Origin of the sequence: Taibaiella sp. KBW10 (genome assembly GCF_003852495.1) — a bacterium.
In the GTDB taxonomy this organism is placed as follows: Bacteria; Bacteroidota; Bacteroidia; order Chitinophagales; family Chitinophagaceae; genus Edaphocola.
In genome coordinates, this window is sequence record NZ_QAJI01000009.1 from 1 (window position 1) to 24,129 (window position 24,129).

Here is a 24,129-nt window from a genome sequence, read left to right on the forward strand (position 1 = left end):
TTTTTGTATGTACCTCAACCAAGACCGCAAAACACCAAGACCTCAACCATGAACCAAGCTATACCAACACATACCGATCACCATAAAGCGCAAGAGACAGTAAACAATATATGCTGCAACCAAATACATATAAGCCCGGTATAGTGAGTTTATGTACTCCTGATTAGTCTTTATTAATTATCTGCACACTTATATGCGCATGAGGGAAACAGATATTGTAAACACCCAAGGTTTTAAGTTCTCCATTGCACTAATGGCAACAGAGTACTCAAGAGAATGGATGTATTTTTCTGCAGATATGGTTTTTTATGGCCGATACCGCTGATCAGGACCTTGTATACTTAGTTGTAAATAAGAGATTGAAATTTGATGCCATCTGTTTATATCAGAAAGCCTACCGATGTTACTGCCTTTTGTGATTTGCAGGCGCATAAACCGATCAGTTTTCGTATTGATGATGTATAGGATAATGGATATAATCAGAAAGTGCAGGGAAAGGATCAATACTATAAATGCTTGTTTAATGCTACCTCAAAGCTGCATCCTTGCGATGGCTATCTGTTATTAAGTGTGTTTTCCGTGTATGGTTAGAAGAACGGCATAAATGGGCAATATTCTTGCGATGCCTAAGTACAATAGCAGAGTGTTGCTTTTGTGGTTAATTCTACTTCAGATCTTTCTGCAGAATAGATTTCTTCTTTATATCAGCTCATCTTGCTTGCAGTCCTCTTTTTTTATCCGGATTGAGGCAATCTGTAGGTGCTTAGCTATTTCGAACAAAATTGTGGTGTACAATAATTGCGTTGATGAAACAACATGCAAGACCATTATCCTTTTATCCTGTAAGAAAAGGATAATGGCAATATAGATTATATAAACAGCTTAATCTTCGATCCACTCTGCATAAGAGGTTCTGGTCTCGTATAAGCGCATGGACTTGATCACGATACCTTCCGGTAGAATAATTTGCAAGCGCTTACGCGTATAGATCAAAATATTTTCGGCGCTGGGCTCATGGTCCCAGACAATCAGGTTTTCATGTGCTGATATCTCCGGATGTGCCGCCAGGTAGCCTTTAGACAGGACCAGCTTATGATCAAAATAATCTACGATCTCTGCCTTCACAATCCTTTTAATGTCTTTGAAATCAATCAGAAAGCCTGGAGGTGCGATATAGTCCTCTGTTTTTTCCGTAGCCGCTACCGTTACATGCAATTCATAAGAATGCCCGTGAATATTACGGCAAGGGCCTTCATAGCCAAATACGGCATGTGCGGTTTCGAAAGGGAATATTTTGGTTAATTGTAACATATACTTAGATATAAAGCCGCAAATTTCCGATATTTTTTTTATTAAGCAGAATATTTTAGATTTGAATATTGCTAAACAGAATATTATGGAACCGATAAACGAAGACATTGCCTTATTTATCTCTGGTCAGACCTGTGCTACCATTTGTTGTATCGACGAGCAGAACAGGCCTTATTGTTTTACTTGTTTCTATGTATATGATAAAAGCAAACAATGCCTGTACTTCAAATCCTCCGCCAATACACATCATATCTCCCTGCTGCTGGCCAATGGTATTTGTGCAGGAACCATTCTGGAAGACAACTTAGATAAAATCCTCGTAAAGGGCATTCAATTGGAAGGGCACGCGGTCAAGAATACGCTATTTGATCTGGCCCCCGCGATGCAATACCATGCGACTTTTCCTATGGCCGTAGCGGTACCCGGAGATATGTGGACACTAAGCATCAATACCATTAAGTTTACCGATAATTCTAAAGGATTTGGTTCCAAATTTCATTGGGACAGGACAAGTTCATAAGAAGCAATTCATTTTGCTGCTGACCCTACAGTAGGACGTCCTTGTGTAATATGCAAACTTTGGCATTCGTAAAAATCTCATGAAAATACGCATTACCCTATAACATCTGATATAGACTTTTACTATAAGGCCTAAAGTATTTTAGATAGCATATCGGTATTATTCCTAAAAGAGAATCATTATCTTTACGAGGCTTTAGTAAATTTATGAGACAACTTATTTCAGAGAAATTAAAAGAAAAAGGGTTAAAAATTACCCCGCAGCGAATCGCCATTTTTGAGGCGGTGCTACAGCTGAAAAATCATCCCACAGCAGAGTATATCATTACATACATCAAAGAAAATTATCCTAATATCTCCGTTGCAACGGTTTATAAAGTGTTGGATACACTTACCGAACATCAGTTGCTGAAAAAAGTAAAAACGGAAAAGGATATCATGCGTTATGATGCAATCGTGGATAACCACCATCATTTGTATTGCACGGATACAGACAAGATCGAAGATTATCATGATGAAGCCATTACCCGGCTTTTGGAAGATTATTTTAAAAATCATCCGATCAAACGATTTGCCATACAAGATATTAAACTGCAGATTACAGGACAGTTCAAAAAATAAACATCATCCTTAAACGTATAAAAAAAAGAATGTAAACGATGGAAAACAACTCCAGTAACACCGGTAAATGTCCCTTTTCGGGAGCCATGCAAACGAATAATGTTGGCGGTGGCGGCACAAGCAACCAGGATTGGTGGCCTAAGCAGCTAAAAGTAAATATACTGCGCCAGCACTCCTCCTTATCCAATCCGATGGATGAAGACTTTGATTATGCAGAAGCATTTAAAAGCCTTGATCTGGAAGCGGTAAAACAAGACCTCCATGCGCTGATGACCGATTCGCAGGACTGGTGGCCGGCCGATTTCGGGCACTACGGCCCTTTGTTCATCCGTATGGCATGGCACAGTGCTGGTACCTATCGCGTAGGTGATGGTCGTGGTGGTGCGGGCGCAGGACAACAACGTTTTGCACCGCTAAACAGCTGGCCCGATAATGTGAGCCTGGATAAGGCACGCAGGTTGTTGTGGCCCATCAAACAAAAATATGGTAACAAGATATCCTGGGCCGACCTGCTCATCCTTACGGGTAATATTGCTTTGGAATCTATGGGCTTTAAAACATTTGGCTTTGCAGGCGGGCGTGCTGATGTATGGGAACCGGATACTGATGTCTATTGGGGTTCTGAAACGACCTGGCTGGGTGGAGACCTGCGTTATGCGCACGGATCTGAAGGTGTTGTAGAGCGGCATGGGGTTGTTTCTTCAGATGATAATGCTGATGGCGATATACACTCCCGCAACCTGGAGAAACCACTTGCGGCGGTACAGATGGGGCTTATTTATGTAAATCCGGAAGGTCCCGATGGGAATCCCGATCCTATGGCCGCAGCGAAAGATATCCGGGATACCTTCGGACGTATGGCCATGGATGATGAAGAAACAGTAGCCCTTATTGCAGGTGGACATAGCTTCGGTAAAACCCATGGTGCAGCACCGGCTACACATGTAGGTAAAGAACCGGAAGCCGCAGGTATGGAGCAGCAAGGCCTTGGCTGGAGCAGTGATTTTGCGAGCGGAAAGGGTGCAGATGCTATTACCAGCGGTCTGGAAGTAACCTGGACCAAAACACCGACACAATGGAGCAATAATTTCTTTGAAAACCTGTTTGGTTTTGAATGGGAACTAACGAAAAGCCCTGCAGGTGCCCATCAATGGGTGGCCAAAGATGCGGGAGATATTATTCCCCACGCATTTGATGCAACAAAAGGCCAAAAGCCTACTATGCTTACGACCGATCTTTCTTTAAGAATTGATCCGGCGTATGAGAAAATATCAAGAAAATTTTTGAACGATCCTGAGGCTTTTGCAGATGCTTTTGCCCGTGCATGGTTTAAACTGACCCATCGTGATATGGGCCCGCGCGCCCGTTATCTGGGGCCGGATGTCCCTGCAGAGGAATTGATCTGGCAAGATCCTATTCCGGAAGTAGATCATGAACTGATCGGGCAAGTCGAAATTGCTGCACTAAAAGAAACGATATTAAATTCCGGTTTATCCGTATCTCAGTTGGTGTCTACGGCCTGGGCTTCGGCTTCTACTTTCCGCGGTTCTGATAAACGTGGTGGTGCTAATGGTGCACGCATACGCCTGGCACCGCAAAAGTACTGGCAGGTGAATAACCCTGCGCAATTACAAAAAGTATTGGATACTTTGGAAGGGATTCAAAAAGATTTCAATGCTGGTGGTAAAAGGGTATCCCTGGCCGATCTGATCGTGCTGGCCGGATGTGCAGCTGTGGAGAAAGCAGCGAAGGCGGCGGGACAGGATATCTCCGTTCCCTTTACACCGGGTCGCATGGATGCATCACAGGAGCAAACAGATGTCGATTCTGTCGCTTACCTGGAGCCAAGGGCTGATGGATTCCGTAATTATCGCAAATCCAGATCCGGTGCGGCTACAGAAGCATTACTGATCGATAAAGCACAATTATTAACACTTACGGCTCCGGAAATGACCGTACTGTTGGGCGGTATGCGTGTTCTGAATACCAACTTTGACCAATCTGCTCATGGTGTATTCACCAAACGTCCGGAAGTATTAACCTCCGATTTCTTTGTCAACCTGCTGGATATGAACACTGCCTGGAAAGCGGTATCGGATGGTCAGGAGTTGTACGAAGGAAGAGACCGGGCCAGCGGCGACCTAAAATGGACGGCTACCCGCGCAGACATCGTATTCGGATCTAATGCGGAACTAAGAGCCATTGCCGAAATATATGGTAGCGCAGATGCTGATCATAAATTTGTAAAAGACTTTGTGGCAGCTTGGAACAGGGTCATGAACCTGGATCGTTTTGATCTGGTTAAAGGATAATTAATATATTGATCCCATACATAAAGATGGCCGCNNGCGGCCATCTTTATGTATGGGAAATTGCTTGTTTATAATTTTGTATTTATATCCTTACGTTGAACTTAATCTGCAGCACCTACCTGTTGTCTCCACATGGCATAATACAGCCCTTTTAACGCCAGCAGGTCATTATGGTTGCCCTGCTCAATGATCTTGCCTTTTTCCAGTACAAAAATACGGTCAGCATGCATTACCGTAGATAAACGGTGCGCGATGAGGATAGTAATCTGATTGCGTTCCTGGCTGATCTCCTCCATGGTTTCGGAAATCTCTTTTTCAGTAATCGAATCCAAAGCACTGGTGGCCTCATCAAAGATCAGCAATCTTGGCTGACGCAATAAGGCACGTGCAATTGATAAACGTTGTCTTTCCCCACCCGAAAGTTTTAATCCGCCTTCGCCGATCACCGTATCTAAGCCATTATCACTTCTGGCCAGGATACTTTTACCCGAAGCCTGGTGAATAGCAGCCATAACGGCTTCATCATCTGCATCCGGTTTTACGAACTTCAGGTTCTCGCGGATGGTGCCCGAAAAGAGCTGGGTATCTTGCGTTACAATCCCCAATTGTTTGCGGATACTGGTCAGTGATACTTTACTTTCATCCACATCATTGTAGAGAATATCGCCGGCACTGGGTTTATAAAGGCCCAATAACAGTTTTACTAAAGTTGTTTTACCACTACCGGATGGCCCTACAAAGGCAATTGTTTCGCCTTTAATGGAACTGAATGATACCTGATCTAAAGCGGGGCGGGTACTGCTTTTGTGCTTGAAGCTCACCTTGTCAAATGCAAGGGTTCTGATGTCGTCAATCATTACAGCATCTGAAGGCTCCTGCTCTACTTCTTTATTCAGCAAGGTCTGTAAATTTTGCAAAGAGGCATCGGCTTCGCGGTAGCTCAAAATAATATTACCCAATTCCTGTAAAGGCCCAAAGATGAAGAAGGAATAAAACTGCATCATCATCAGGTCACCAATCTCTAATTTATCATAAAACAGGTAATAGAACAGGGTAAACATGATACACTGTTGCAGAAAGTTCACAAAAGTACCCTGTATAAAACTGATCGAACGAATGCTCTTTACCTTCTTTAACTCCAGGTTGAGAATCTTGTTTGTATTATTATTCAAACGGTTGATCTCCTGATCGGTTAAGCCAAGGCTTTTCACCAATTCGATATTGCGTAAGGATTCTGTAGTACTACCTGCTAAGGAGGTTGTTTCCTTAACGATGTTTTTCTGAATCACTTTGATGCGCTTACTCAAGAAACTGGTGAGTAAAGACAACACAATTGCCCCTACCAGATAGATAAGTGGCAGGGTGGGGCTCAGGCGGTAAGCAATCACCGTCACGAAAATAATCCCCACAAGCGTCGCAAATAAGATGTTGATAAAGTTCGTGATGAACTTCTCACAATCGGCCCGCGCTTTAATAAGTACTGATAACGTTTCCCCGCTTCTTTGGTCTTCAAACTCCTGGAAAGGCAGTTGCAGGGAGTGCTTCAGTCCATCGGTATAAAGGCTGGCCCCGAACTTCTGGATAATCACATTCACCACATAATCCTGGAAAGCTTTAGCGATACGGGAGATCATGGCCGAGCCGATAATTAATCCCAAACCCAGCATGATGCCATTGAAGAAACCTTTGGCATTATCCGGACGGAAATTAGCAACTTTGGCTGCATAAGGGTTGATCAGGTAGTTGCCCAGGAAATAAGGGCTCAATAAAGAAAATACCTGATTGATGGCCGCGAGAATCAATGCGAAAAAAATCAGCATTTTATAGCGGCTTAAATAATTGTATAATAGTTTCATGCGTTTGTGTTGCGTTTAATATTTAATCATGGCATTCCATCATCAGTAAATCCCCATCTGTATAGGTTATTTTTACAAAGCCATCTTCTTTTACCCGGTTGGAGCTGCCTGTCCGGTAGCCCACCGTAAGTGTTTCATTATCTAAAGGATACAGCAGGTTTTGCGTGCTGATGCCATGGACGGTACCTATCGGAATCAGCGAAATGATGGTTTGTGCGGCATACCACTTCTCAAAAGTATAAGGAATGGTGTAAATCTTTGAATAATCGTCAAAGAGTACAATCTTCAGACGATCCCGAAAGCGAACAATATTACTGATATTGGTAAACGCATGGTCGGCACGTTTCCCGGTAGCCCAAACGACATTGACCGCCGTAAAATTGCGGGATAACAAGTAATGAAACGCTTTTTCTAAATCGGTCGATTCCTGATCGGCCTGATGAATGATCTCGATGGGATACTGTTTTTCCCGGTAGTAATGGGCATCAAAATCCCGGTCAAAGTCGCCGATGAGTACATCTACTTTTATACCCAGCTCCATAACCCGCTCCATGGCACTATCCAGTACTACAACCAAAGGTGACCATTCGAGGAGTTCATTCAGTAAATCCATACTGCATGCTTCCCCATTAGCAATAATGAGCGCAGGTTCCTGATTTTCACGAATAATATGATGAGAAGACATGGGTATAATTAAGGTTGCAAAAGTAGCCTTTTTGTGACTAATGATAGGTTAAATTGATATGATTGTTGTATAAACAGTATTTATAGTAGGGACGCTGCTGGAAATATACCGAAAAGCATGGCTAAGTGTGCGATTTCCGTTTCTATTATCAGCTATAAAATTCTACCTTTGCACCCATGAGTCAGCAATACAACAGAATCCTGGTTACAGCCGCCTTACCTTATGCCAACGGACCCGTTCATATCGGGCATTTGGCCGGTTGTTACCTGCCTTCCGATATATACGTGCGTTTCCAGCGTGCGAAAAAAAATGACGTTAAATTTATCTGTGGTACCGATGAGCATGGCGTGCCGATTGCCATCCGTGCGATGAAAGAAGGTGTAAGCCCACAGGAAGTAGTAGATAAATATCATAAAATAATCGGCGATAGTTTTGCGGGAATGGGCATTTCTTTTGACATATTCTCGAGAACCACAACCGATATACATCGCCAGACTTCTCAGGCCTTTTTTAGAAAACTATATGATGAGGGCTTGTTTGAAGAAAGAGAAAGCGAGCAATATTTTGATGAAGAGAAGCAAACCTTTTTGGCAGACCGGTATATTGTAGGTACCTGCCCGATCTGTAGCAATGAAAATGCCTATGGTGATCAGTGTGAGAAATGCGGTAGTACTTTGTCGCCCGAGCAACTGATCAATCCGAGAAGTGCTTTGAGTAACGCAACTCCTGTAAAGAAGGCAACCAAGCATTGGTATTTTCCGCTGAATCAATATGAGGAATTCCTGACCCAATGGATTGTAGAAGGCAAAAAAGACGAATGGAAATCGAACGTATATGGTCAGTGTAAAAGCTGGCTGGATAGTGGTTTGCAGCCGCGTGCGATGACGCGCGACAGTAATTGGGGTGTGCCGGTACCCGTAGAGGGTGCCGATGGTAAGGTCTTATATGTATGGTTTGATGCTCCGATCGGCTATATCTCTGCCACCAAAGAATTGCTGCCCCAGAGTTGGGATGACTATTGGAAAAAAGAAGATACCAAACTGGTTCATTTTATCGGAAAAGATAATATCGTGTTTCACTGTATTATCTTCCCGGCGATGCTGAAAGCACATGGTGGGTATATTTTGCCCGAAAATGTACCGGCCAATGAATTTTTAAATATTGAAGGCGATAAAGTATCCACCTCCCGTAACTGGGCGGTTTGGATTGATGAATACCTGAAGGATTTTCCGGATATGCAGGATACTTTACGCTACGTCTTGTGTGCCAATGCGCCCGAAACAAAGGATAATGACTTTACCTGGAAAGATTTTCAGACCCGCCACAACAGCGAATTGGTCGATATCTTTGGTAACTTCATCAACCGTGCCATGGTGCTGATGCACAAACTGTGCGATGGTAAAGTACCGGCGTATCACGAAGCGGAAAAAACGGACCTTGATCTGGCAATTATCCACGATATCCAGGCCGCAAAACAAAAAATAGAACATTCTATAGAGCATTATAAATTTAGAGATGCTTTGTATGAAGTGATTGATATTGCCCGTAAGGGAAATAAATATTTACAGGAGGTAGCACCCTGGACATTGTCGAAGACTCCGGAACTGAAAATGGCCAACCAGGCTAAAATAGACAACTGCCTGCACATTGCGTTACAGTTGACGGCAAACTTGGCCATTTTTGCGAATCCTTTTATACCCTTTACCGCCAAAAAAATCTGTTCTATGCTGACCGTAGTAGATAAAATACTGGATTGGGAAAATGCGGGTAAAATGGATTTATTGCGTAAGGGCTATCCTTTACGTGCACCGGAATTATTGTTCCGGAAAATAGAAGATACCGAGATCGAAGCGCAAAAAGAAAAATTACAGGCCAATGCGAAACAATCGGTGATTTTAGCGCCGGAAGCGGCGCCTGCAGCACCTGCTGCGCCGGAATTAAAACCCGTTATTGAGTTTGGTGATTTTGATAAAGTGGAACTGCGCGTGGGTACGATCCTGAGCGCAGAAAAAGTAAAAAAAGCAGATAAATTATTACAATTGGAAGTCGATCTTGGTTTCGAGACAAGAACCATTGTTTCGGGTATTGCTTTGCATTACCAACCTGAGGAGGTGATCGGACAACAAGTTGTGGTTGTGGTGAACCTTGCCCCTCGTAAAATGCGGGGTATTGAAAGTGCAGGTATGATCCTGATGGGAGAAGATGCGGAAGGGAAATTGGTGTTCATCTCACCAAAATCAATGGTGAATAGCGGAGGAACCGTAAAATAGACATCGTAGAAGACAGGAACATGATTGCAACATTCATATCGGATTTTGGGAATAAAGATAATGCCGTGGCTATAGCCAAGGGTTTGATATTAAAGTCAAACCCTGAGCTGCGCCTGATAGATATTTCCCATGAGATTGCGCCTTATGATCTGCTGCAATGCAGTTATCTGTTGAACAGTGCTTTTCGCAATTTCCCGGAAGAGACCGTGCATATCTCTATGTTTGATATCATGCACCGGCATCCTGCTCAAATCTTGTTTGCCCGTATAGAAGGGCAGATCATTATCAGCGCAGATAATGGCATGTTTACCTTTACCTTCCCGGGTGCAGATATTGCAATTTGGAAATATGAAGCCCCAGCTTCTGCCAATTATATTGAATGGTTACGTAAAGTAGCAAATCTGATTCAAGAGATGCATGCGGCACAATTTGACTTTGAACAGCTGAAAGCAGTGGTATTTGAACCGGAGGTGCAAACCACGCCTTTAAGGGCTATGGTGAAGGATATGCAGATTGATTGCCATGTGATCCATATCGATCGTTTTGGTAATGTGGTCCTGAATATTACGCAGGAAGAATTTGAGGCCTATCGAAGGAACCGGCAATTCAGCATCCGCATCCCGCGCAATGTTCCCGTCACACAACTGAGCCAGAATTATAATGATGTGATCCAGGGAGAGCGTCTGTGTTTATTTAACAGTGCCGGTTATCTCGAAATCGCCATCAGAGAAGGCTCCGCGGCGCAACTTTTAGGTTTGGAACTGTTTAAAAAAGACCAGCTTATTTATAATATTATTCCTATAGAATTTTCATGATTATCCGTATTGTAAAAATGACCTTCCTTCCCGAAGGTATTCCTGATTTTCTGTCCTTATTTGAAGCGCGTAAAAGCCAGATAAGGTCACAGGAGGGCTGTACACACCTCGAATTATTAAAAGACCTTGCACAGGACAATATTTATTTTACCTACAGTTATTGGGAAGATCCCAAGTACCTGGAGCAATACCGCAACAGCGCTTTTTTTGCTGATACCTGGGCGAAGACAAAGGCTTTATTTCAGGATAAGGCGCAGGCCTGGTCGGTGGTGCGGGAAGTGGTGCTGGCCTAACTTTTCTGCAGAAAATATTTATACGTAAAAAGGATATGACAGGTCATATCCTTTTTTTATGATGTTAAAGATGGGATCTATTTTATTCCGTTTAATGTAGCATTTATCTATTTTGAATTTAATTTCATCCTTAAGGTATCCATTAAAGTCATCAGTCCATTATATGTTCCGGTAAAATAGGCACCATTTTTAAATTGTGGCAGGAAATATTTGTCCGTTATTGCTTTTGTTTCCTCGTCAGATAATATTGCTGCTATTCCATAACCATTGCAGATCCGCATCATTCTGTATCCTTTAGAAATACAGATCAGTATTCCATTGTCTTTGCCTTTTAGACCAATCCCCCATGTATTTGCGATATGTAATGCTAAAGCGTTAAATTGTTCTTGTGACGTATATAGGGTATCCAGTGTCACTATGCAAATTTGGGTTGTCGTTTCTGTTCTAAAGGCCGCAATAATACTGTCTAATTTTTCTTGTTCCTTAGGGCTGAATAAATCTTCGTAATCATTCGTATAATTTGTCGGCGCGGGCAAACTATCCCAAAATTTTTGTCGATACGTATGCAGGTCGGCGTCCGAGGAGGTTTCGATACGTAATGGCGACGGCTTCGTCTGGCTACGACAAGAAGTGACGTAACAAATGAACAAAAGGAGTAATGATATGAATTTAGAGTGGCTCATGCAAGGTAGTATTTAGGCTTATTTATACTTTGAATCCGGGCAAACTGTGTTTATACTATCTAATGCTTACAAATCAAAATACTGCAAAATATAGGCCTTTAAAAGGGTCTCTTGTCCGTCCAGCGTATTTTCCGGTACCGGTATCAATTCTTTAAAATGCGGCCATCCTTCTTCGTCTATGCCTGTTGGCAAGTAGTAGCCGCCTTTGCTTAGCAAAGTGCAAACAGCCACATGCATCAGGTCTTGTTTTTGTTCTTTGGAAAAGCCGGCTTCCGGTGTCTGGCCGGTATATTCATTGATGCCAATCAGGTAAAGAAGTGCCTGCATGTCGGGCAACTTTCCAAAACGTTCTGTCATCATGGTTTCCAGCGCGGACCAGCGTTGGCTAAGGTTGTGTATATCGGTCATGTATGATGAATCTTTTGCGGACGAAGATACATCAGATTTAAGGGATTTGTCTTTTTATAGGACATTGTTCCGGGATCTTATAATTGGTTACAGCTCTTTAAGGACTACCTCAATACGGGTTCCTTTGCCCGTGCGGGAATGAATGGTTAGTAGTCCGTTGATATTTTTAGCGCGGTCGTGCATACTGGTAATTCCTAAACCCGGTTTAAAGTCTGCTTGTTCTACATCAAAGCCAATACCATTATCGCTGAGCGACATTGCAAAGTCATGGGTGCCATAGCGTAAGAAGATGCTGATCTCATTGGCCCGGGCATATTTAATACTGTTTTGGATCGCCTCTTGGGCAATACGAAAGAGCATGATCTCGACATCATCCTCGAGTATATCTGTAATGCCTTCTACATGAAGGGTGCAAGCAATCTTTTTAGAATTATTGACCCATTCTATCTCTTCTTTCAGGGCATTCACCAAACCATTTTTGCCGATATATTTTGAATTCAGTCCATGACCCAGGTGATGGGTATCCATAATAACGGTATCAATAATATCTCCAATTTTACCCAGCATTTTCATATCCACCGCTTCATCCTCATCTTCCATCGTATTGATGTTAATCCGGGCAAGGTGTAACAGGTTACTGATATTATCATACAGTTCTATAGAAATCAGTTGCATGGTGCGCTCCCTTTCATTAATGATGGCCCTTAAGGCTTCCTTGCTTTTTCTGTTTTGCCGGTTTTTAAACGTGATTAAAAATACGACCATAAAGAAAATAAAAAGGACCGTCGATAAGGTAGCCGCGATAACAAAGGGGATGGTGTCCAGGTTAAGTGTAAACATCTATTCTTCTCATTTTAGGATAAAGTAAGAGCAAGATTCCATAACTTAAGTAAGTAGTAGTACTTACCAATAAAATGATCGTGCTGAAAACTTGTGATCTGTCCTTATCTGTACTGCCCAACAGGGGATATATGCCCCAGCTCCAAATGGCGGAAAACTGGTAGAAAATGATGGTAAAGGCTAGCCAGAAATGGGTCCTATGCTGCAGTTTCAGGTCATCATCATCTACAATGATGATTCTTAAAATAGCATAGAGTGCCGTTGCCAAAATGACGAGACATTCGATCAATAAAAAATTTGAGTTATGCGTATGTAAAAAAGGCTGCAGGTAGATATTGTTTAAAATACCTAATAAAATACCTCCTGCAGCAATATATAATCCCGAATTGTTCTTTTGCAACACATCTACAGAACGTTTGAAGTACAGGCAGAATAAAACATACTCCAGGTAGAAATAAGTATTGTAGAACACATAATTATTTCCGTAATAGACAGAAAATAAATCTGAAGCAATTTCATTGAACAGCCCCAACCATATGATCCAACAGATGACTTTGGTCGCGGAGTCCAGCGATTTATAGCGGAACACTGCGATTAAGGCAATGGTAATGACAATTACCCAGTACACATTGCTCAGTAAATTTCCGTCCATCGACCCTTCTTATGGTAAGAGATTATCTTTAGCACTCCCTTCCGTGGGACAGGAAACGGGACATGGCTTCGCACGATCAGGTACCCTGTCTCCCGGCGCGTAAATATAATTACCATCCTTATCGAATCCGGCAATGACAACTGTTAAGGCGCCGCTTTTTAATCCGCAAGGTAATCCTTCTTTCCCGCTGTTGATATAATCCATGGTATGGGCAAACATAATTTTTACACCCTTTATATCCGGATTGTTCAGGTAGGTTCTTAATTTTTCCGCATCCATAATCAGGCTGTATAAGTTGGGAGTGTCTGCAGTGGTTGTGTTATTGGCACCTACACTCACCAGATAGCTTTGTATCATACGGTTGGCCGTTTCTTTAGAAATCAGGCCATCGTCGGCTACCGGAGCGGCACTACTTTGGCTATACACAGGGTTAGCATCCAGAAAAAGGAGACAAGATAATGCCAGAAGCACTAGAAGTTTTAATCGTTTCATTATTATTATTTTAAGTAGTTAAAAAATTAGAGTGGAGTTTCCTGAGATTCGATACCTACATAACCAAATTTAATAGCAAAAAAGGCCAGACCGGCGCGCGTTTTGACGCCAATTTTATTATACAACCTCAGCCGGTGTGCCTCTATGCTTTTTGCTGAATAGCCCAGCAGGCCGGAGATTTCATCGAAGGTTTTATCAGCAATACTGTAACGCAACAATTGCATATCCAGAGCAGTGAGCTCCGGTAAGACAAATTTCTTACGTTTAACACTCTGCACAAATTCTTTGGAAAAGAGTTCTGTATTATAGAGGCCTACATCATAAATTTCTTCTATTGCCCTGCGCATTTCGCTGGCTTTGGCGCGTTTGGTCAGGTAGCCATCTGCCCCACATAAAACCATACGTACCCTATAGCCTTCTGACTCATAAGCAGAGATCACAAGTATCTTTATTTCAGGCCATTTATGTTTTAGTGCGGTGATGGTCTCAAATCCATCCATTTTGGGCATAGAGATATCTAAGAGGCATACATTCGGCTCTTCCGGACATTCTTCCATCTTCTTAATCAGGTCTGCTCCGTTGCCTGCTTCGACAATTACCTTGATCCGGCCATCTTTTTCGAGATTCGTGATAATGGCTTCTCTGATCAGGTCATGATCTTCAGCATAGGCTATCTTTATGGGAATAATATCATTTTTCAGGTCCTTCACAAACTATACAATTGAGGGGGGTTACCCGTTATTAACGAGTTATTAAAGTTAATTTTTTTGTTCAATTGATAAAAGTAGGATTTCCCTTTCTTCTTTTGTCTGCTTTTTGTTATTTTTTGTAGATTTTTGGCCTTTTTTGATAAGATTTGAGGGATTTCCCCTTTGCAAAGAGGCTCTAACTTTTCACCTTTACCTTATAAAGCAAGGAAGCTGAACATCTTATCATGAAAAAATGAACGTAAGCATTGTTTTTCATGAGTAAAACCATTTCCCTTATTCGTGGTTACATTCATTATCTAATGAAAAAATAATTTTTAATCTTCCTAAAGTTTTTTCCATTTTTTGAGATTATAAAAATGGCTCAAATACATGAATTTACGTAAACTCTTTTGTACCGGTATCCTTGCCGGAAGTTTTTTGGTGCAAGCCGCACAGGCGCAATACACCCTTAATTTAAAACCAGGCCCTAAAGAAGGTTTGGATGCTGAATTGACCTATATGGAAGATGCTTGTCATAATTCCGGTCAGCCCTTACCGCCTCATTTGATCAATAGTGGTTCTAAAGCATATATGACGATTTCTGACTGGACATGGAATGAGGTTGGATGCCCCGGTAGTACGACAAGATCATTAATTAAATTTAGCGGCTTAAGTACGCTTCCTCCGGGTGCCCGTATTACCAGTGCCACCATGAGCTTATACCATCCTGCACCGATAAGTGGTATGTGGGGTAATAACTATTTTCCGGGTACGCCTTTGTCTAATACAAATGAAGGAAGCGTGTATTTGGTCGACCGCTCAGATGTCGGTACATGGAATGAAGACAGGGTTGACTGGACTGATAAACCTGGTTATGAAACAGGTATCTCTGCTGCAATTCCCGTAACCAATACCCAATGGAATGGCGTTTCTACCACAGACGTAACCAAACTTGTGCAGGAGATTGTAAATGGGGGCGGAATAAATAATGGATTTTACCTGAAATTAAATACAGAAGTACATTATCGGGCTCAGGTTTATGCGACCAGCGATCATCCGGATGCGGCACTTTGGCCTGAACTCCGTGTTCGCTATACTTTGCCCTATACGGCACAATTGTCGATCAGCCCTAATCCTGCAAAAGATAAGATAACGGTACAGGCAAATGAAGAAATTGCCAGCCTGAAAATTGTATCGGTATCGGGTAGTACCATACAAAATGCTACTTCTGTAAAAGAGCATAATGCTTTTGTATCCGTTTCGGATCTTAGTCCGGGACTTTACTTTATTGAAGCAATCACCGTTACAGGGAAACTGGTACGGGGGAAATTTGTAAAAGAATAATTGAAACCACAGCCCGGCAATAGAGCAATGAATTTCCTTTTATAATAACGCTCAATACTATTTAAGGATTTTACGTTCTTCAGCCTTTTGAAAAAAAACGAAAAGCCTGTCGAAACCCTGTATTCATCTGTTACAGGGATTTGACGGGCTTTTTTATGTCTGCTTCGTTTTGTGCATCCAAAATGGGTGCATCTATTTTGGAAAGCGGTACGCCTGTTACGGTAAAATAATAAGGTTTCAGGGGGGAGCTTATTTCACCATAGGTTTATACTTCTTCCGGTTGTCAAATATGATCCAAAGATTAATGACCATGAGTATCGCTGCAATAGCCATTCCAGAACGATCCAGAACCAGGTGATGTAGCAAAATGCCTACCATAACCGGAAAAAGGATGATGGCGCCTAAAGCACGGTATTTATTGCTGAGTACAAGTACGCCGCCTATAATTTCGGCAACAGCGACTAAAGGAATCAACCAGGTAAGTTGCATCAAAGCGGCGAACAAACTTTTTTGTGCTTCTGTCGGTTCCGGCATAGGCATATAATGGAAAAATTTATTAAGCCCGGAATTAATAAACATTAATGCGAACAGAATGTAGATAACTAGTTTTACGATTTTCATATGATCTTTATTTATATCAAATATAATTATTTCTGATACAAATAGTTTATTTAAGAACGTCTTTTTTAAAAGACAAGTGTACCGCGATAATAAAATCGCAGCTTTTAGGATTAAAATTGTATTTTAGGTTAGCGCCTGGTCATCGACAATAGGGGTTGCTGTAGTGCCGGAAATCAATATAAGATGGAAAATGAAATGGGAAGTTCAATGTTCTATAAAGAGATGGATACGCCTGTAGGCCGATTAAAGCTTATCGCCAGTAATCTTGGGCTGGTAGCGGTTCTTTGGGAAGGGGAAACCTTTTCACGCATTAAGCTCGAAACACCACCACAGGCAGCAAATGATCATCCGATACTTTTGGCAGCAGAGCAGCAACTGGCAGAATATTTTGCACAAAAAAGAAAAGTATTTGACCTTCCCCTGGCTATTACCGGTACTGAATTTCAGAAAAAAGTATGGGCGCTATTGGCCACCATTCCCTATGGGAAAACCAAGACTTATGGTGCCTTGGCACAATTAATGGGCGATTCCAAAACGGTACGGGCCGTAGGAGGTGCATTGAATAAAAATCCTGTTTCAATTATCATTCCCTGCCATAGGGTAATCGGTGCCGCCGGGCAATTAGTAGGATTTGCCGGAGGGCTGTATCATAAAAGCTACTTGCTGGATATAGAAAACCCTAAGATACAATATTCCTTATGGTAAATAATAAAACCTGATTATCCTTCTCTTAATTATCCTTTGATGTTTAATACCTTTTCTGCACACAATTTTAAGGACCTATGTGATACTTTATCTGCTAGAGATGAGGGGCTGGCAATGATCATTAAAACCTATGGATATCCACCCATGTGGACGCGCCCCAATACTTATGAGACATTGGTCCATATTATTTTAGAACAGCAGGTTTCTTTGGCCTCGGCATTAGCCGCTTTGCATCAATTAAGACAAGAAACAAGGGGCATTACACCCGCTGCTATACTCGCTTTAAGTGACGAGACCATGAGGGCTTGTTATGTGAGCCGTCAGAAAATGAGCTATATCAGAATACTGGCGAGGGCGATAGCGGAAGGCGATTTGGATCTGGACGCATTGACTGTTTGTGCCGACGAAGATATCCGTGCACAATTGATCAGGCTAAAGGGTATTGGACACTGGACGATAGATGTATACCTGATGTTCGTACTGCAGCGTGCCGATATCTTTCCTTTTGGAGATCTTGCAGCCGTTAACGCATTAAAAAGGCTAAAACAATTGCCGAAAGAAACCCCGCGTGCCGCTTTGCCTGATATGATACAGCATTGGCGACCCTATCGTACTGTAGCGACTATGATCCTATGGCATCATTATTTATCATCACCGATAAGCGCAAAAATGCAATCCCTATAATTTCCTTATCCCTCACCCAATAATCACTGCTATGGGACATAGGCCATCACAAATAAATCTTAAATAGTTTGAGGGCTAACGATATTCTTTACTTTTACCCTCTGGGTGGTCCTTTAACCGATCACTACATACACTAGATGGAACATACTAAAATAGTCATAGACACGATGTATACCCTGAGTATCAGCGTGCGTAAATACTTCCACAAAAAGCTGGCCTTATTGAATCTCGACATTACTTATGAAATGATAAGGTTACTGGCCATTCTTTCCAGGAATAATTATATGAACCAGCAGGAGATTGCCGATATTTCTACAAAAAATAAAGCGAGCCTTACTTCCTTGCTGGATAATATGCAGAAGCGGGAGCTGATCGTACGGACAGAAGATGATTTAGATCGGAGAAATAAAATCATTAGCCTTACGGCCAAGGGGAAAGCGTATATGAAGGAAGTGAGCCCGGTCGTCAATACTTTTTTTCAGTTGGTAGAAGATCACATCGGTAAACAAGAGATGGAGAGAATGAATAAAACTATTATGAAAATCAATCAGCTGCTCAACGTATAAGCACCTTATTAAGGCAATGTTCTTTTGAACTTTTCAGAAGTGAGCTTGTGCGCACAATAGGGACTATATAAGAATCGAAATGATAAAAAAAGGAAGATACTGCTATCTTCCTTTTTTTGCGTCCGACATAATATTTCAAGCCGCTTTACATAAAACACCTTTCTACTGCTCCTCGTATAGCAGAAAGTGTTAAGGTTAATTTTTTATAGAAGCCATGTCAATAACAAAACGGTATTTGACATCGCCTTTTAGCAAGCGTTCATAGGCATCATTAATTTGATCTACCCTGATAAGTTCAATATCTGCAGTGATCTGGTGCTGGGCACAGAAGTCCAGCATTTCCTGTGTTTCTGCAATCCCACCAATATTAGATCCCGCAAAGCTTCGTCTGCCCAGTATTAAACTGAAGGAAGTCACCGGTAGCGGTTCCATAGGTGCACCAACCAAAGCGAGCGAGCCATCTACTTTTAATAAATTCAGATAAGCATCAATGTTATGCTGAGCAGATACACAGTCCAGGATGAAATGAAGACTTTTGGCATGTTGTGCCATTTGAGCGGCATCGGTAGACAGTACAACCTCATCGGCACCTAAGCGTTTTGCATCTTCTGTTTTGGATAAAGATGTCGTAAACACAACCACATGTGCGCCCATAGCCTTAGCAATTTTGATACCCATGTGTCCGAGGCCACCAATGCCAACGATACCTACTTTCTGACCAGGACCCACTTTCCAGTGCCTTAAGGGAGAATAAGTAGTGATACCGGCACATAACAATGGCGCTGTTCCGGCGAGGTCCAGGTTTTCCGGTACCCGCAATACATAATTTTCATCTACTACTACACTTTCAGAATAGCCTCCATAAGTTCGGCCGCCGATGTGTGTATCGGGAGAATTGAAGGTAAGGGTATTGCCCGGTTCACAAAACTGTTCCAAACCGTCTTTACAATAATCGCATTCACGACAGGAGTCTACCATACAACCTACTGCGGCAAGATCGCCTACTTTAAATTTCGTGACATGATTGCCTACACTCGTTACCCTGCCTACGATTTCATGTCCCGGCACGATCGGGTATACTGTATTGTGCCATTCGTTTTTGGCACTGTGCAGATCAGAGTGGCAAATCCCACTAAAGAGGATTTCAATTTCTACATCATGAGGCGTTACTGTTCTGCGTTGGATATCCATTGCCTGCAAAGGGGCATCAGCCGCCTCTGTACCATAGGCTTTCGTACTTTTTGTTGCTGTGTGATTCATTTTTTTATTTGTTTTTAAGAAGGTCTGTGATTCTTTGCATGGTTTGTACTATAAGCGATTTGTCTTACGATTTGCCAACCATTTTTTGTAAATGCTCCGGGTAGCGGTCGCCCTGTATCGTAATTTTTGAAGCGGCTTCTTCGATTTCTTTTAGATCTTCTGCCGTCAGTATGATATTTACGGAGTCTATATTTTCTTCCAGCCGGTGTAATTTTGTGGTGCCCGGTATGGGTACAATCCAGGGCTTTTGTGCCGATAGCCAGGCCAGTGCAATCTGTGCAGGACTGGCATCTTTGTTTCTCGCAATCGTTCCTAATAGGTCTATTAAAGCCTGATTTGCTTGACGGGCTTCCTGAGAAAAACGGGGTAAGGTATTACGGAAATCCGTAGGGTCAAAATGAGTGTTCGTATCAATCTTTCCGGTCAAAAAGCCTCTGCCTAAGGGACTGAAAGGCACAAAACCAATGCCCAGTTCTTCAAGGGTAGGGATGATCTCTGTTTCGGGTGCCCGCCACCAGAGGGAATATTCACTTTGCAAGGCGGCCACTGTTTGCACTGCATGCGCTTTACGGATTGTTTGTGCATCTGCCTCTGAAAGCCCGAAGTATTTTACTTTACCTTCCTGTATCAAATCGCTAACGGTACCGGCAACCTCCTCGATCGGTACATTGGGATCTACACGGTGCTGATAGAACAGATCAATCGCCTCCACTTTTAGTCTTTTTAAAGAAGCTTCTGCTACGGCTCTGATGTGCTCAGGACGGCTGTCGAGCCCATTCCATCGGCCGCTGCCATCGCCGGTATCTTTAAAGCCGAATTTGGTGGCAATAACCACCTCGTCGCGGAAAGGTGCCAAGGCTTCGCCCAGCAATGTTTCATTGGTGAAGGGGCCGTATACTTCGGCCGTATCGAAAAAGGTAATACCCTTTTCTACGGCTGCGCGTATCAACGCAATCATTTCTTGTTTATCGGCAGCAGGACCATAGCCAAAGCTCATGCCCATACAGCCGAGGCCTAAGGTAGAAACGGCTAAACCGCTGTTGCCTAATTTTCTTTTTTGCATGTTTGTCTTTGTTGTTTTTATGATACAAAATTAGAATGGAGTAAGGGTACAGACTAACGAAAAAGAAACAATAGCTTACGAAAATCAAACATGGCGAAATTTTAACGGACTGACCGACATGTGCTTTTTGAAAAAATTATTGAAATGGGTTACCTCTGTATAACCCAAGGCATAAGCAATTTCCGAAACCGTCCAGGACGTTTGCTTTAATAGGATCTTGGCTTCTTGTAAGAGGCGTTCCGCAATAATCTGTGAGGTTGTTTTTTCTGTTGCTTCTTTAAGCGCCCGGTTTAAATGATTCACATGAATATTTAGTTTTTCCGCATAATCAGACGCAGAGCGCAACCCCAAAGCCTGATGTACATCATCTATCGGAAATTGCCGTTCCATGAGCTCTAAAAACAAAGTGGCAATACGTTGTGCGGCATTGAGCGGATGTTTGTTTAAGTGATCAGATGCCTGCATCCTTAAGGTAAAATGAACCATTTCATATACGATCGTCCGAAGCAAATCATACTTGTGTATGTAATCTGAATTAATCTCCGTTAGCATCCGTTCGAAATTACCGGCCAGAATAGCCGCCTGTTCATCACTCAGCTCAAATACATGGTCTCCTTCCGGTTGAAAAACAGAATATTGATTAAGGTTGCCATAATGATGGAAGAAAGACTGGTCGAAAATGCAAAAATAGCCTTGGTGTATCTGGTCTGTATGCTCCCAGCGGTAGGGGATCTGCGGATTAGAAAAGATCAAAGCTTGTTTTTGTATCTGAATAGCTTTATCGGCATAGGCAATCGTACTTTCTCCTATGAGTAAAGTAATTTTGAAGTAATCGCGTTTTTTATAGGGTACCGGCTTGGAATGATTACCACTGAAGGGTTCCAGTTTAAATACATTAAAATGACAGATCTCTTTGCATAGCTTATCGGGCATAAAGTCGTATTGCCTTTTGTAAAAGGCCGCCAGCGTTTCCATTTCATTCATGAAATAAAATTACGAATTTCAAACGCTACCGCAACAGGTGACCTTAAAATTAACATTGCATGTCGGCAACTTGTATCAATTATCGAATTCTTCAGGCATTGGCCCCGGTTTTATTACCTTTATAAAAACAAAACGGGTGCCGGCGTGCTTATCCGTTTATTTTGTAAATCGTTCAAATAAGTTTATATGAGAAATATATTATGTCTTGCTGTAGCCATATTAGCCGGTTTTACAACGATCGCTCAGCAATTAAAGCCGGTACGCTATAGCGATGGTGCGCAACAGCTCGCCGGAATGGTCACAAATAATGCCGGTAAAAAATTGCCGGGCGTGCTCATTCTTCCTGCATGGAAAGGGCCGGATGAGGAAGCCAAGGCAGCTGCGCTGGCTTTAGCCAAACAGGGGTATATCGCCTTTGTTGCCGATATCTATGGTGTAGGAAATATCCCTTCCGATAATGCTGCCGCTTCGAAAATAGCAGGGCAGTATAAACAAGATTATAAAGCTTATCAGCACCGGATACTTTTGGCTTTGGAACAATTAAAAAAAGAAGGTGCTTTGCCGGATAAAATTGCTGTGATCGGCTATTGTTTTGGCGGAAGTGGCGCTCTGGAAGCTGCCCGTGCCGGTTTTCCTGTAGTCGGTATTGTATCTATCCACGGAGGGTTGGCCAAATCGGCCGATCGCGAGAATGCCGCGCTGAGCACAAAAATACTTATTGAAAATCCTGCGGATGACCAAAGTGTGCAACCGGAAGACCTGCATAAGCTGGTGACGGAGATGAATGATGGAAAGGCAGACTGGCAAATAATTACCTACGCCCATAGCAAACATACGTTTACCGATCCGAAATCGCCGGACTATAATGCGGTAATGGCTAAAAGGGCCTGGCAGCATACCTTAATGTTTTTGAAAGAACTCTTTCAATGATCAGTAAGCGATCCTAAATTGGGTGCGCAATAGTAAAGCGCCCATCATATGAGGGGCGCTTTACTATGTTTAAAATACGGTTCCCGTGCACACACTTTTGAATCATATCTTTTCTGTTTTAGCAGAAGGGAAAAGACATACGCATATTTTAGATAGAACTATCCAAACTGTATTAAATCATGGATGAATTCATTTACCTTATGTTCATCCGTTGCCCAGGAGGTAATCAGGCGTATGGCAGATTGGTTTTCGTCCATTTCTTTCCATACGTAAAATAGGTATCGCTCGCTTAGCCCTGCAATAAGGGTTTTGGGTAATATGGGGAAAATTTGATTGGTTTTTGGTTCGGTGAGGAAGGTGTATCCTTTTTCTTTAATGGCTCCGGCTATTTTCATGGCCATGCTATTGGCGTGTTTCGCCAGGCTGAAATAGAGGTCATCTTTAAACAGTTCCAAAAACTGAATTGCGAGTACCCGTCCTTTAGCCAGCATGGCTCCTTTTTGTTTTAGAACATAGTCGAAATCATTTGCCAGTGCCGGTTTGTTAAACACCAGCGCCTCTCCGAGCAGTGCGCCGTTTTTAGTCGCACCTATATAAAAGAGATCCGTAAGCCGCGCGATATCCGATAAAGTAAGGTCATTGTTTTCGGCCATTAAAGCATGGCCTAATCTGGCGCCATCCAGGAAGAGCAATAAATCATGTGTACTACAGTATGCGGATAATTGCTCCAGTTCTGCCTTAGTATAAATGCTCCCGATTTCCGTGGCGTTCGAAATGTAGACCATTCTCGGCTTGACCACATGTGGTTTTAAGGAATAGTCCTGTAGTGCTTTTTGCAGGTCGGCCGGGCTTAGTTTTCCATCCTTTGTTTCCATGGTGATTACCTTATGTCCGGTTGCTTCAATCGCCCCGGTTTCATTGGCAGAGATATGCCCTGTTTGCGCACTGATCACGGCCTCATGTACCCTTAGCAAAGAGGAAATGGCAATAAGATTGGTTTGGGTGCCTCCTGATAAAAAATAAATCTGTGCTTCAGGGCGATTTAGTTTTTGTTTTAAAATATCCTTTGCCTGTACTGCATATTCGTCTTCCCCATAGCCCAATTGCTGTACAAGGTTTGTCTCTATCAGTTTGTGGAGAATATTAGGATGTGCTCCCTCGGAATAATCATTTTTGAAATTATACATAATTATTGTCTTTAGCGGCCTAGTACCGTTTTTTCGTTTCGTTTAAGCCCTGTCATTTGCTTACGTAAAGATATGATGGTTTCGCTTGGATTTTCGACCCTCCATGATCAAAATATACGGCTTGATCAAATAAACAAATACCCGCAGAAAATGGGGAAGACGCTTTCCTGATTTGGTTTGCTACCTATATAAGCAATCTTTCTTTTAGACAACTGACATAGGGTTGTCATCCGGTGGTTGTACTATTGCAGTACAGATATAAAAATGACGTGCAATGAACCCATTATTTACCCGGCCAACACAACAGTGTTCTGCTGCTGATTTCCTAAACACATTTGG

General features: G+C 42.4%; 25 protein-coding genes. 11 read left to right on the top strand and 14 right to left on the bottom strand.

The annotated features are described in order from the left end of the window. Positions 1-882: 882 nt before the first annotated feature. Positions 883-1,311, bottom strand: a complete 429-nt coding sequence (locus DBR32_RS15205; protein WP_158606022.1) for a 6-carboxytetrahydropterin synthase — start codon at positions 1,309-1,311, stop codon at positions 883-885. Positions 1,312-1,396: 85 nt separating this feature from the next. Here DBR32_RS15205 and DBR32_RS15210 point away from each other — a divergent pair, with 85 nt between their 5' ends. From DBR32_RS15210 to katG, 3 genes are all read left to right on the top strand, one after another. Then, positions 1,397-1,831, top strand: coding sequence for a pyridoxamine 5'-phosphate oxidase family protein (locus tag DBR32_RS15210; RefSeq protein ID WP_124637317.1), 435 nt, complete (start codon positions 1,397-1,399; stop codon positions 1,829-1,831). Between the two features lie 206 nt (positions 1,832-2,037). Continuing rightward, on the top strand, positions 2,038-2,451 hold the full coding sequence (locus DBR32_RS15215; protein ID WP_124637319.1) for a Fur family transcriptional regulator: 414 nt from the start codon (positions 2,038-2,040) through the stop codon (positions 2,449-2,451). A 38-nt stretch (positions 2,452-2,489) separates the two neighbouring features. Beyond that, complete coding sequence (katG, locus tag DBR32_RS15220) at positions 2,490-4,763, top strand: catalase/peroxidase HPI (protein ID WP_124637321.1); 2,274 nt, start codon at positions 2,490-2,492, stop codon at positions 4,761-4,763. A gap of 101 nt (positions 4,764-4,864) precedes the next feature. Here katG and DBR32_RS15225 read toward each other — a convergent pair whose 3' ends face one another. Further along, entirely contained in the window at positions 4,865-6,619 is a 1,755-nt protein-coding gene (locus tag DBR32_RS15225) for an ABC transporter ATP-binding protein (protein WP_124637323.1), read from the bottom strand. A gap of 22 nt (positions 6,620-6,641) precedes the next feature. Continuing rightward, the gene (locus DBR32_RS15230) at positions 6,642-7,304 is read right to left on the bottom strand and encodes a thiamine diphosphokinase (RefSeq protein WP_124637325.1); all 663 of its coding nucleotides are present in this window, start codon (positions 7,302-7,304) and stop codon (positions 6,642-6,644) included. A gap of 176 nt (positions 7,305-7,480) precedes the next feature. Here DBR32_RS15230 and metG point away from each other — a divergent pair, with 176 nt between their 5' ends. The 3 genes from metG to DBR32_RS15245 are packed head-to-tail and all read left to right on the top strand — an operon-like array spanning position 7,481 to position 10,682. After that, positions 7,481-9,574, top strand: coding sequence for a methionine--tRNA ligase (gene metG / locus DBR32_RS15235; protein ID WP_124637327.1), 2,094 nt, complete (start codon positions 7,481-7,483; stop codon positions 9,572-9,574). Between the two features lie 20 nt (positions 9,575-9,594). Next, on the top strand, positions 9,595-10,389 hold the full coding sequence (locus DBR32_RS15240) for an S-adenosyl-l-methionine hydroxide adenosyltransferase family protein (RefSeq protein WP_124637329.1): 795 nt from the start codon (positions 9,595-9,597) through the stop codon (positions 10,387-10,389). After that, on the top strand, positions 10,386-10,682 hold the full coding sequence (locus tag DBR32_RS15245; RefSeq protein WP_124637331.1) for a putative quinol monooxygenase: 297 nt from the start codon (positions 10,386-10,388) through the stop codon (positions 10,680-10,682). Before DBR32_RS15240 ends, DBR32_RS15245 begins: the two co-directional genes overlap by 4 nt. A gap of 107 nt (positions 10,683-10,789) precedes the next feature. Here the strand turns inward: DBR32_RS15245 and DBR32_RS15250 are convergent, their stop codons facing one another. The 6 genes from DBR32_RS15250 to DBR32_RS15275 all read right to left on the bottom strand — a co-directional run bounded on the left by DBR32_RS15250 (position 10,790) and on the right by DBR32_RS15275 (position 14,467). Further along, positions 10,790-11,365 (bottom strand): YgcG family protein, encoded by a 576-nt coding sequence (locus DBR32_RS15250; protein WP_124637334.1) that lies wholly within the window; start codon positions 11,363-11,365, stop codon positions 10,790-10,792. A 66-nt stretch (positions 11,366-11,431) separates the two neighbouring features. After that, positions 11,432-11,773 (bottom strand): hypothetical protein, encoded by a 342-nt coding sequence (locus DBR32_RS15255; RefSeq protein WP_124637336.1) that lies wholly within the window; start codon positions 11,771-11,773, stop codon positions 11,432-11,434. Between the two features lie 87 nt (positions 11,774-11,860). Continuing rightward, positions 11,861-12,613: a sensor histidine kinase gene (locus tag DBR32_RS15260; protein WP_124637338.1), complete on the bottom strand. Its 753-nt coding sequence runs from the start codon at positions 12,611-12,613 to the stop codon at positions 11,861-11,863. Beyond that, entirely contained in the window at positions 12,600-13,265 is a 666-nt protein-coding gene (locus DBR32_RS15265; RefSeq protein ID WP_124637340.1) for a hypothetical protein, read from the bottom strand. The genes DBR32_RS15260 and DBR32_RS15265 overlap by 14 nt, the downstream gene beginning before the upstream one ends. Positions 13,266-13,274: 9 nt before the next feature. After that, a complete protein-coding gene (locus DBR32_RS15270) occupies positions 13,275-13,757 on the bottom strand; it encodes a hypothetical protein (RefSeq protein ID WP_124637341.1) in 483 nt (160 codons plus the stop codon). A 26-nt stretch (positions 13,758-13,783) separates the two neighbouring features. After that, positions 13,784-14,467 (bottom strand): response regulator transcription factor, encoded by a 684-nt coding sequence (locus tag DBR32_RS15275; protein ID WP_124637343.1) that lies wholly within the window; start codon positions 14,465-14,467, stop codon positions 13,784-13,786. Between the two features lie 369 nt (positions 14,468-14,836). Between DBR32_RS15275 and DBR32_RS15280 the strand changes: the two genes are divergently transcribed. Beyond that, positions 14,837-15,790 (top strand): DNRLRE domain-containing protein, encoded by a 954-nt coding sequence (locus DBR32_RS15280; RefSeq protein ID WP_124637344.1) that lies wholly within the window; start codon positions 14,837-14,839, stop codon positions 15,788-15,790. Between the two features lie 249 nt (positions 15,791-16,039). On the opposite strand, the gene DBR32_RS15285 is transcribed toward DBR32_RS15280, so the two are convergent. Continuing rightward, positions 16,040-16,411, bottom strand: a complete 372-nt coding sequence (locus DBR32_RS15285; RefSeq protein WP_124637345.1) for a DoxX family protein — start codon at positions 16,409-16,411, stop codon at positions 16,040-16,042. Positions 16,412-16,594: 183 nt separating this feature from the next. Here DBR32_RS15285 and DBR32_RS15290 point away from each other — a divergent pair, with 183 nt between their 5' ends. The 3 genes from DBR32_RS15290 to DBR32_RS15300 all read left to right on the top strand — a co-directional run bounded on the left by DBR32_RS15290 (position 16,595) and on the right by DBR32_RS15300 (position 18,366). Continuing rightward, the gene (locus DBR32_RS15290) at positions 16,595-17,116 is read left to right on the top strand and encodes a methylated-DNA--[protein]-cysteine S-methyltransferase (RefSeq protein WP_124637347.1); all 522 of its coding nucleotides are present in this window, start codon (positions 16,595-16,597) and stop codon (positions 17,114-17,116) included. Positions 17,117-17,155: 39 nt separating this feature from the next. Continuing rightward, on the top strand, positions 17,156-17,800 hold the full coding sequence (locus DBR32_RS15295) for a DNA-3-methyladenine glycosylase (RefSeq protein WP_124637350.1): 645 nt from the start codon (positions 17,156-17,158) through the stop codon (positions 17,798-17,800). 137 nt (positions 17,801-17,937) lie between these two features. Beyond that, positions 17,938-18,366 (top strand): MarR family winged helix-turn-helix transcriptional regulator, encoded by a 429-nt coding sequence (locus tag DBR32_RS15300; RefSeq protein WP_124637352.1) that lies wholly within the window; start codon positions 17,938-17,940, stop codon positions 18,364-18,366. Between the two features lie 195 nt (positions 18,367-18,561). Here DBR32_RS15300 and DBR32_RS15305 read toward each other — a convergent pair whose 3' ends face one another. The 3 genes from DBR32_RS15305 to DBR32_RS15315 all read right to left on the bottom strand — a co-directional run bounded on the left by DBR32_RS15305 (position 18,562) and on the right by DBR32_RS15315 (position 21,673). Further along, entirely contained in the window at positions 18,562-19,626 is a 1,065-nt protein-coding gene (locus DBR32_RS15305) for an NAD(P)-dependent alcohol dehydrogenase (RefSeq protein ID WP_124637353.1), read from the bottom strand. A gap of 64 nt (positions 19,627-19,690) precedes the next feature. After that, complete coding sequence (locus DBR32_RS15310) at positions 19,691-20,689, bottom strand: aldo/keto reductase (RefSeq protein ID WP_124637355.1); 999 nt, start codon at positions 20,687-20,689, stop codon at positions 19,691-19,693. 84 nt (positions 20,690-20,773) lie between these two features. Continuing rightward, on the bottom strand, positions 20,774-21,673 hold the full coding sequence (locus DBR32_RS15315) for an AraC family transcriptional regulator (RefSeq protein ID WP_124637356.1): 900 nt from the start codon (positions 21,671-21,673) through the stop codon (positions 20,774-20,776). Between the two features lie 186 nt (positions 21,674-21,859). Here DBR32_RS15315 and DBR32_RS15320 point away from each other — a divergent pair, with 186 nt between their 5' ends. Then, positions 21,860-22,603, top strand: coding sequence for a dienelactone hydrolase family protein (locus DBR32_RS15320; protein WP_124637359.1), 744 nt, complete (start codon positions 21,860-21,862; stop codon positions 22,601-22,603). 158 nt (positions 22,604-22,761) lie between these two features. On the opposite strand, the gene DBR32_RS15325 is transcribed toward DBR32_RS15320, so the two are convergent. Further along, positions 22,762-23,790 (bottom strand): low specificity L-threonine aldolase, encoded by a 1,029-nt coding sequence (locus DBR32_RS15325; RefSeq protein ID WP_124637360.1) that lies wholly within the window; start codon positions 23,788-23,790, stop codon positions 22,762-22,764. Positions 23,791-24,129: the final 339 nt, after the last annotated feature.

Coding starts and splice junctions, on each gene's coding strand:
- DBR32_RS15205 (WP_158606022.1), bottom strand. CDS start 1,311: ATGTTACAATTAACCAAAATATTCCCTTTCGAAACCGCACATGCCGTA.
- DBR32_RS15210 (WP_124637317.1), top strand. CDS start 1,397: ATGGAACCGATAAACGAAGACATTGCCTTATTTATCTCTGGTCAGACC.
- DBR32_RS15215 (WP_124637319.1), top strand. CDS start 2,038: ATGAGACAACTTATTTCAGAGAAATTAAAAGAAAAAGGGTTAAAAATT.
- katG (WP_124637321.1), top strand. CDS start 2,490: ATGGAAAACAACTCCAGTAACACCGGTAAATGTCCCTTTTCGGGAGCC.
- DBR32_RS15225 (WP_124637323.1), bottom strand. CDS start 6,619: ATGAAACTATTATACAATTATTTAAGCCGCTATAAAATGCTGATTTTT.
- DBR32_RS15230 (WP_124637325.1), bottom strand. CDS start 7,304: ATGTCTTCTCATCATATTATTCGTGAAAATCAGGAACCTGCGCTCATT.
- metG (WP_124637327.1), top strand. CDS start 7,481: ATGAGTCAGCAATACAACAGAATCCTGGTTACAGCCGCCTTACCTTAT.
- DBR32_RS15240 (WP_124637329.1), top strand. CDS start 9,595: ATGATTGCAACATTCATATCGGATTTTGGGAATAAAGATAATGCCGTG.
- DBR32_RS15245 (WP_124637331.1), top strand. CDS start 10,386: ATGATTATCCGTATTGTAAAAATGACCTTCCTTCCCGAAGGTATTCCT.
- DBR32_RS15250 (WP_124637334.1), bottom strand. CDS start 11,365: ATGAGCCACTCTAAATTCATATCATTACTCCTTTTGTTCATTTGTTAC.
- DBR32_RS15255 (WP_124637336.1), bottom strand. CDS start 11,773: ATGACCGATATACACAACCTTAGCCAACGCTGGTCCGCGCTGGAAACC.
- DBR32_RS15260 (WP_124637338.1), bottom strand. CDS start 12,613: ATGTTTACACTTAACCTGGACACCATCCCCTTTGTTATCGCGGCTACC.
- DBR32_RS15265 (WP_124637340.1), bottom strand. CDS start 13,265: ATGGACGGAAATTTACTGAGCAATGTGTACTGGGTAATTGTCATTACC.
- DBR32_RS15270 (WP_124637341.1), bottom strand. CDS start 13,757: ATGAAACGATTAAAACTTCTAGTGCTTCTGGCATTATCTTGTCTCCTT.
- DBR32_RS15280 (WP_124637344.1), top strand. CDS start 14,837: ATGAATTTACGTAAACTCTTTTGTACCGGTATCCTTGCCGGAAGTTTT.
- DBR32_RS15285 (WP_124637345.1), bottom strand. CDS start 16,411: ATGAAAATCGTAAAACTAGTTATCTACATTCTGTTCGCATTAATGTTT.
- DBR32_RS15290 (WP_124637347.1), top strand. CDS start 16,595: ATGGAAAATGAAATGGGAAGTTCAATGTTCTATAAAGAGATGGATACG.
- DBR32_RS15295 (WP_124637350.1), top strand. CDS start 17,156: ATGTTTAATACCTTTTCTGCACACAATTTTAAGGACCTATGTGATACT.
- DBR32_RS15300 (WP_124637352.1), top strand. CDS start 17,938: ATGGAACATACTAAAATAGTCATAGACACGATGTATACCCTGAGTATC.
- DBR32_RS15305 (WP_124637353.1), bottom strand. CDS start 19,626: ATGAATCACACAGCAACAAAAAGTACGAAAGCCTATGGTACAGAGGCG.
- DBR32_RS15310 (WP_124637355.1), bottom strand. CDS start 20,689: ATGCAAAAAAGAAAATTAGGCAACAGCGGTTTAGCCGTTTCTACCTTA.
- DBR32_RS15315 (WP_124637356.1), bottom strand. CDS start 21,673: ATGAATGAAATGGAAACGCTGGCGGCCTTTTACAAAAGGCAATACGAC.
- DBR32_RS15320 (WP_124637359.1), top strand. CDS start 21,860: ATGAGAAATATATTATGTCTTGCTGTAGCCATATTAGCCGGTTTTACA.
- DBR32_RS15325 (WP_124637360.1), bottom strand. CDS start 23,790: ATGTATAATTTCAAAAATGATTATTCCGAGGGAGCACATCCTAATATT.